Here is a 6866-nt window from a genome sequence, read left to right on the forward strand (position 1 = left end):
ATTACTCCTCACAGGCCGGAAGATTGTTGATTTGCGCGGGCAGCGTTTCAGCATACAGCCCGGCTCGTTTGACGGCATTCACCACCGCACGTGGGGTGATGGTCGCCCCGGTGAACTGGTCGAATTCGCCGCCATCTTTCTTCACTGCAAACGCGGTGTCACCTTCGCCATGGATCACTTTACCGGCAAAGTGCAAAATCCAGTCGCTCAGGCGGGTTTCAATTTTATCGCCAAGACCCGGCGTTTCATGGTGTTCCGTCACGCGGGTGCCCAGTATGGTGCCGGAGAAATCGCTGCCCACAAGCAGCTGAATGGCGCCGGAATAGCCGTCAGGCGCCGTCGCTTCCATCACTGCGCCGACCGGTTTATCCCCTTTACGGGCGATAAAGAGGCGGTGCGGGCCTTTCCCAAGCTGCGGCGCGTCTACCACAAAGCAGCTTTTTTGCAGGTCATTATCGTAGAAATCGGACGGGATCACCTGATCGAACAGCGCCTTTTGCTGCTTCGAGGCCTGTTCTTCGATGGTCGTTTTGGTCAGCGCATTAACCAGTGCCGTCAGCCCCGTCAGGACCGCGGCGAAGACAGCCAGCGTGACGCCGTGTTTTTGCATCGTTTTTAACATGGCGAAACCCTTAGCGATGACCGTACACGCGTGGACGCGTGTAATAGTCGATGAGCGGAACGGTTATGTTGGCAAGCAGGACGGCAAAGGCCACGCCGTCCGGGTAGCCGCCAAAGCTGCGGATAAGCCATACCAGCAGGCCCGCCAGCGCGCCGAAGATCAGACGTCCACGGTTAGTCGTGGACGCCGTCACCGGATCCGTCAGGATAAAGAAGGCACCCAGCATGGTCGCACCGGAGAGCAAATGCATCTGCGGGCTGGCCAGTGATTCAGGCGAGAAGACCCAGCCCAGCGTGGCGCAAACCGCCAGCGTCACGAGGAAGCTGACCGGAATATGCCAGCGGATGGCTTTCTGCTGCAGCAGGAACAGGCCGCCCAGCAGATACGCCAGGTTGACCCACTGCCAGCCTGCACCCGCCAGCATGCCGCTGTAGATCGCGGACTTCATGATCTGCTCAACGCTGTGCCCGGCATGCAGGGATGTTTTAAAGGTATCGAGAGGCGTCGCCTGACTGATACCGTCCACGCCCATGCGCAGCGCGTTCATATCCGCACCGAGCGCCGTATGGCCGGTAAAGATCACGTGCAGGGCATCCATAAAGCCCGGAACCGTGGCCGCAATCTCATGCGGAGGCAGCCAGCTGGTCATCTGTACCGGGAAGGAGATCAGCAGCACCACGTAGCCAATCATCGCCGGGTTGAACGGGTTATGGCCGAGCCCGCCGTACAGCTGTTTGGCAATGATCACCGCAAACACGGTACCCAGGACCACCATCCACCATGGGGCGAACGGTGGGATACTGATGGCCAGCAGCAGGCCGGTCAACAGCGCGGAGTTATCGGCAAGAATGCGGGAGACAGCCGCCTTGCGCAGCTTAAGGACAAGCGCTTCCGCCGCTAAGGCGCTGGCACAGCCCAGGATTATCTGGAACAGGGTTCCCCAGCCGAAAAACCAGCACTGAACGGCAATGCCCGGCAGCGCCGCCAGGCAAACCAGCATCATGATGCGCGATGTCTGGCGCTGATTGTGGGTGTAAGGGGAGCTTGCGATTCTGAAAACCATTTAATCCTCGTTAACTGCTTGCTGTGCGGCTTTCTTCGCCTGAACGCGCGCAATGGCGGCGGCGACGGCGGCCTTGCGCGGGTCATCGTTGGCGGCCTGCGGTTGCTCATCCTGCTGCGCCGCTTTACGGGCTTTAGCGCGGGCAATCGCCGCTTCGACGGCGGCTTTACGCGGGTCGACCGGCGCTTCGGGTTCTGCGGTTTGCGTCTGCTGCGCCGCTTTGCGCGCTTTAGCACGGGCAATCGCCGCTTCGACGGCCGCTTTGCGAGGGTCGACGGCTTCCTGCTCGACCACTACATTCTGCTCACCGGCTTTGCGGGCTTTGGCCCGGGCAATCGCCGCTTCAACGGCGGCTTTACGCGGGTCGATCTCGGTCTCTGCCTGGACCGTTTGCGCTTTTTCAGCCTGACGGGCGCGCGCTGCGGCCTTACGTGCTTCACGCGCGGCAATCGCTTCGCTGTTGTCCGGCTTCTCGCCGGCCGGGATCACCACAGGCTGCGCTGCAGTGGCTTTTTTCTCGCGAACGCGCGCCAGTGCGGCGTTAATCGCATCCTGATCTTTCTCGGCAGGCTGAACGGCGGCCTGCTTATGGCGCTCCTGACGGGCGATTTTTTCGCGTTCCAGTCGCGCCTGGCGCGCTTCGAAGCGCGCTTTGGCTTCTGCTGCGCGTTTTTCTTCCATGGAGATGGCATAAATTTCAGCCTTCTCCTGGCGGAAATACTGCACCAGAGGAATGTTGCTAGGGCATACCCAGGCGCAGGCACCGCATTCAATGCAGTCGGCCAGGTTATGGGCTTTTGCCTTGTCGTGCAGCTGGCCTTTGCTGTACCAGTACAGCTGCTGCGGCAGCAGATCCGCCGGGCAGGCGTCGGCACAGGCGCTGCAGCGGATGCAGCCTTTCTCTTCCTGCTCATCGCCCATCTCGGTCGGAGAAGGCGCGAGCAGACAGTTGGTGATTTTCACTACCGGAACGTCCAGCCACGGCAGGGTAAAGCCCATCAGCGGGCCGCCCATGATCACCATCTGGTCGCTGCCCGGGCAAAACTCAGCCTGTTCCAGCAGATGACGCACCGGCGTACCCAGACGCGCCCAGACGTTGCCCGGACGAGAAATTGATTCCCCGGTCAGCGTCACCACGCGCTCGGTTAACGGTTCGCCGTCAATCACCGCGCGCTTCACGGCATACGCGGTGCCGACGTTTTGCATCAGCACGCCGATATCCGAAGAGCGTCCGCCATGCGGGACCTGCTTGCCGGTGAGAATTTGCGTCAGCTGTTTTGCGCCGCCGGAAGGATACTTGGTCGGGATAACGCGCAGGCTAATATCGTGACTGCCCGCCAGCACGGCGCGCAGCATTGAAATAGCCTGCGGTTTATTGTCTTCGATACCGATCAGCACTTCCCGCGGCTGCAGAATGTGCGCGAGGATGCGGATACCTTCCACCACCTGGGCGGCGCAGTCCTGCATCAGACGATCGTCGGCGGTGATATACGGCTCGCACTCGGCGGCGTTAATAATCAACGTCTGAATGTTATCGCCACCGCCGCGGAGTTTAACACCGGTCGGGAAGCCTGCACCACCCAGACCAGCAACGCCGAACTGATGAATGCGCTCGATAAGCGCTTCGCGGCTGTGGGCGCGGTAATCGCTCCAGCCGTCACGGTCAATCCAGCGGTCTTCGCCATCGGCTTCAATAATCACGCTCAGCTCTGAGAGCGCGGACGGATGAGCCACCGTATGAGGGGCGATAGCGACCACCTTACCGGAGGTGGGGGCGTGCACCGGCAGCATACGTCCGCGACCAAAGGTCAGCGGCTGACCGCGAAGGACGGTATCACCTTCTTTCACGCACAGCTCACCCTCCGCGCCGATGTGCTGCTTGAGCGGCATAACGAAACGGGTCGCCAGCGGAATTTGACGCAGCGGCGTGCCGTTAGACTGGGTTTTCATCTCCGGTGGATGAATACCGCCGTCAAAGTCCCAAATCTTCTCTTTTCTGAAAGCAGAAAATAACTTAAGCATGTTGTTCCACAGGAATATTGCGAACCGGAATGGCTTGAAGATCCCACTTCCAGCTTTCGGTAGTCGTTTCAACCGGGCGCAGCTCGATACATTGCGTCGGGCAGGGGGCCACGCAGAGGTTACAGCCGGTGCAGAGGTCCGCCACGACGGTGTGCATGGCGCGGGTTGCGCCCACAATGGCGTCAACCGGGCAGGCCTGAATACATTTGGTGCAGCCGATACAGTTGGCTTCGTCGATCACGGCCAGCGCGCGGACCGGCTCCTGCACGTCCGCATCGCCGTCAACAGGCTGCGGGTCAACGTTAAGCAGGGCCGCAATTTTCAACATCACCGCTTCGCCACCGGGCGCACAGCGGTTAATTTTTTCACCCTGAACCCCTACCGCTTCGGCATAAGGGCGGCAGCCGGGGTAGCCGCACTGCCCGCACTGGCTTTGTGGCAGAAGCTCATCAATTTTTTCTACAACGGGATCGTCCTCTACCGCGAAACGGCGGGAGGCGTAGCCCAGGATAAGGCCAAACACCAACCCCAGAACGCTGATAGAGGCGATGGCAATCCAGATAGCATTCATTACAACTTCACCAGACCACTAAAGCCCATAAAGGCCAGAGACATTAAACCTGCGGTCACCAGCGCAATCGCGTTACCGCGGAAGGGCGCAGGGATATCCGCTGCTGCCAGGCGCTCGCGAATGGAGGCGAACAGCACCATCACCAGAGAGAAACCGACTGCCGCAGAGAAACCATACAGCGCCGACTGCATAAAGTTATGGCCAAGGTTGATGTTCAGCAGCGCTACGCCGAGAACCGCACAGTTGGTGGTGATCAGCGGCAGGAAGATACCCAGCAGGCGATAAAGCGCCGGGCTGGTTTTGCGCACCACCATTTCGGTAAATTGCACCACCACCGCGATAACCAGAATAAAGGCCAGCGTACGAAGATAGGTTAATCCCAGCGGGATGAGGATCCAGGTATCGATCCACCACGCGCAGATGGACGCCAGCGTCATCACGAAGGTCGTCGCCAGCCCCATACCCATTGCTGTTTCCAGCTTTTTGGAAACGCCCATAAACGGACACAGGCCAAGGAACTTCACCAGAACGAAGTTGTTAACCAGCACGGTGCCGACAAAGAGCAGTAAGTAATCGGTCATTATTTAGCCTGAAATAAAAAAGCCGCCTATTATCGGACAAACCGACGCAGGCGACAACAGGTTATCTGTAGGGTTATTACGGGTTCACGAAGGTGTTTTTCACCCGCGTCGAACGTTTGAAATAGGGCACCAGCAGCGCCGCAGCCAGCAACGGGAATAGCAGCTGACGAACGGCCAGCGCGTCTGATACGGGCGAAAAGGCAAACGCTTTCACCGCCAGCAGGACCGAAATCAGCAGCCAGATAATGTAGTGCTTAGGCACACTCTTGCGGCGCTTAAAGAAGGCGATGGTCAGCCACAGCGTGTAGTACCACATTCCAATTGCGAAAACGAACGACACAAACCACAAAGCAATATTCAGCACGCTTTGCGACATCAGGGTCTGGATGGCGTGAGGGGTAATCAGTGCGGTGGTATACAGCAGCAGCGCAAGCGATGCGCTTAATAAGGCAACCAGCAGCCATGCCAGTGGGGCGATTAACCAGCCTCCAATGCGTTCTCCAGGCGTTGCGGTCATGAACTCTCCCATAATCTGCGCGAAATGTTGTACAGCCAGTTTGCAGGGCGGAGAGTATATAACATTTCGCGCGGATGGCTACTTTCTTATAAAACGTAACGCCATACAGACTTAGGCACTTCACCGACGTTGAACAAACGACCACCGGAAACCAGCTCCGCGCGGCGATGGTCTGCGGCGCGATACATATTAATGATGTCCTGATTATCCGACAGGGTGTAGTTCAGATGGTCAAACAGTTTTTCCAGGCTCTCAAGCGAATTGATCTTGCGAAATTTTAATAAATAGTCCTGAACTGTCATATTAATAAGTTTCCATATAAAAGTGAGTAATACCAGTTAAGGTAATTCGGTCGAATAATAAACGGATTAATAAAGACGTAAACAGCCCACTCAGGTAACGCGACGAAATTAGGAGTTTTCTTTGCTGAAATTCAGGCATCAGACGATGCCTGGAAGAGAAGGTTAACCGTGTTCACCAGGGCTGGCAATACGAAACTGACATATTATGTCACTCTTTATTGCAGTAACCGGTTACTTAGGTTGGGCGATGGTGACAGGCTCCGGCGGCTGGTAGTTATCGATATGGCTGGCGACGCCCAGCAAAATGACCGAAACTCCAAGGACAATCCATCCCGCTAATTCAATGATTCGATTAATAATTGACGTCATAATGCGTAATTGTACTTTATCCATAAAGACAGGGCGCAAATGTTACAGTGACGTCTCCCTGACGGCAAGCGCTTTGGGAACGGTTCCCTTAAGCAAAATCAGTAGGTTAATACTATGTAACAAAAACAACCCGTACAACCTGCTATTTTAAGTCATAGGGCACATTATTAATCTGTGCTCATGCCAGGTTAGCCAGTGTGAAATAAGAATGTCATAAAAGAGGATGGCACTATGAGTGATAATATCCGCGTCGGGCTTATCGGCTACGGGTACGCGAGCAAAACGTTTCATGCGCCTCTGATAGCCGGGACGCCGGGGATGGCGCTGGCGGCGGTATCCAGCAGCGATGCCGCTAAAGTCCATGCCGACTGGCCTTCCGTGCCGGTTGTCTCTGAACCTAAACACCTTTTCAACGATCCGAATATTGATTTAATCGTCATCCCCACGCCGAACGACACCCACTTTCCGCTGGCAAAGGCCGCGCTGGAGGCCGGTAAGCACGTAGTGGTAGATAAGCCCTTCACCGTGACGCTGTCACAGGCACGCGAGCTGGATGCGCTGGCAAGGAGTCTGGGCAGGCTGCTGTCGGTGTTCCATAACCGCCGCTGGGACAGCGACTTTCTGACGGTAAAAAGGCTTCTCAGTGAAGGCACGCTAGGGGAGATCCTCTTTTTTGAATCGCACTTTGACCGCTTTCGTCCGCAGGTGAGAAACCGCTGGCGCGAACAGGCCGGTCCGGGCAGCGGCATCTGGTACGATTTAGCTCCGCATCTGCTGGATCAGGCCGTCAATCTTTTTGGTCTGCCGGTGAGCATGACG

General features: G+C 57.0%; 9 protein-coding genes. 1 reads left to right on the forward strand and 8 read right to left on the reverse strand.

Annotated elements, in window-relative coordinates:
- Position 1: 1 nt before the first annotated feature.
- From rsxG to blr, 8 genes are all read right to left on the reverse strand, one after another.
- Positions 2 to 622, reverse strand: a complete 621-nt coding sequence (gene rsxG / locus DOU50_RS08210) for an electron transport complex subunit RsxG (RefSeq protein ID WP_032651034.1) — start codon at positions 620 to 622, stop codon at positions 2 to 4.
- 10 nt (positions 623 to 632) lie between these two features.
- The gene (gene rsxD, locus DOU50_RS08215) at positions 633 to 1685 is read right to left on the reverse strand and encodes an electron transport complex subunit RsxD (RefSeq protein ID WP_032651036.1); all 1053 of its coding nucleotides are present in this window, start codon (positions 1683 to 1685) and stop codon (positions 633 to 635) included.
- Positions 1686 to 3707, reverse strand: coding sequence for an electron transport complex subunit RsxC (gene rsxC / locus DOU50_RS08220; protein ID WP_148769169.1), 2022 nt, complete (start codon positions 3705 to 3707; stop codon positions 1686 to 1688).
- On the reverse strand, positions 3700 to 4278 hold the full coding sequence (rsxB, locus tag DOU50_RS08225) for an electron transport complex subunit RsxB (RefSeq protein WP_032651039.1): 579 nt from the start codon (positions 4276 to 4278) through the stop codon (positions 3700 to 3702). The genes rsxC and rsxB overlap by 8 nt, the downstream gene beginning before the upstream one ends.
- Positions 4278 to 4859 carry an electron transport complex subunit RsxA gene (gene rsxA, locus DOU50_RS08230; RefSeq protein ID WP_008500564.1) on the reverse strand — a complete coding sequence of 194 codons (582 nt, stop codon included), beginning with the start codon at positions 4857 to 4859 and terminating at the stop codon, positions 4278 to 4280. Before rsxA ends, rsxB begins: the two co-directional genes overlap by 1 nt.
- Positions 4860 to 4935: 76 nt before the next feature.
- A complete protein-coding gene (locus tag DOU50_RS08235; protein ID WP_024909347.1) occupies positions 4936 to 5376 on the reverse strand; it encodes a DUF2569 domain-containing protein in 441 nt (146 codons plus the stop codon).
- Positions 5377 to 5462: 86 nt separating this feature from the next.
- A complete protein-coding gene (gene ydgT / locus DOU50_RS08240; RefSeq protein WP_013096896.1) occupies positions 5463 to 5678 on the reverse strand; it encodes a transcription modulator YdgT in 216 nt (71 codons plus the stop codon).
- Between the two features lie 231 nt (positions 5679 to 5909).
- On the reverse strand, positions 5910 to 6035 hold the full coding sequence (blr, locus tag DOU50_RS08245; protein ID WP_169814161.1) for a division septum protein Blr: 126 nt from the start codon (positions 6033 to 6035) through the stop codon (positions 5910 to 5912).
- A 243-nt stretch (positions 6036 to 6278) separates the two neighbouring features.
- Here blr and DOU50_RS08250 point away from each other — a divergent pair.
- On the forward strand, positions 6279 to 6866 hold a 588-nt coding region (locus DOU50_RS08250), incomplete at its 3' end, for an oxidoreductase (protein ID WP_148769170.1).

Source organism: Enterobacter sp. C6, assembly GCF_008122455.1.
Taxonomy (GTDB): Bacteria; Pseudomonadota; Gammaproteobacteria; order Enterobacterales; family Enterobacteriaceae; genus Enterobacter; species Enterobacter pseudoroggenkampii.

Excerpts from the sequence above, each read along its gene's own strand:
- rsxG (WP_032651034.1), bottom strand. The coding sequence starts at position 622 with ATGTTAAAAACGATGCAAAAACACGGCGTCACGCTGGCTGTCTTCGCC.
- rsxD (WP_032651036.1), bottom strand. The coding sequence starts at position 1,685 with ATGGTTTTCAGAATCGCAAGCTCCCCTTACACCCACAATCAGCGCCAG.
- rsxC (WP_148769169.1), bottom strand. The coding sequence starts at position 3,707 with ATGCTTAAGTTATTTTCTGCTTTCAGAAAAGAGAAGATTTGGGACTTT.
- rsxB (WP_032651039.1), bottom strand. The coding sequence starts at position 4,278 with ATGAATGCTATCTGGATTGCCATCGCCTCTATCAGCGTTCTGGGGTTG.
- rsxA (WP_008500564.1), bottom strand. The coding sequence starts at position 4,859 with ATGACCGATTACTTACTGCTCTTTGTCGGCACCGTGCTGGTTAACAAC.
- DOU50_RS08235 (WP_024909347.1), bottom strand. The coding sequence starts at position 5,376 with ATGACCGCAACGCCTGGAGAACGCATTGGAGGCTGGTTAATCGCCCCA.
- ydgT (WP_013096896.1), bottom strand. The coding sequence starts at position 5,678 with ATGACAGTTCAGGACTATTTATTAAAATTTCGCAAGATCAATTCGCTT.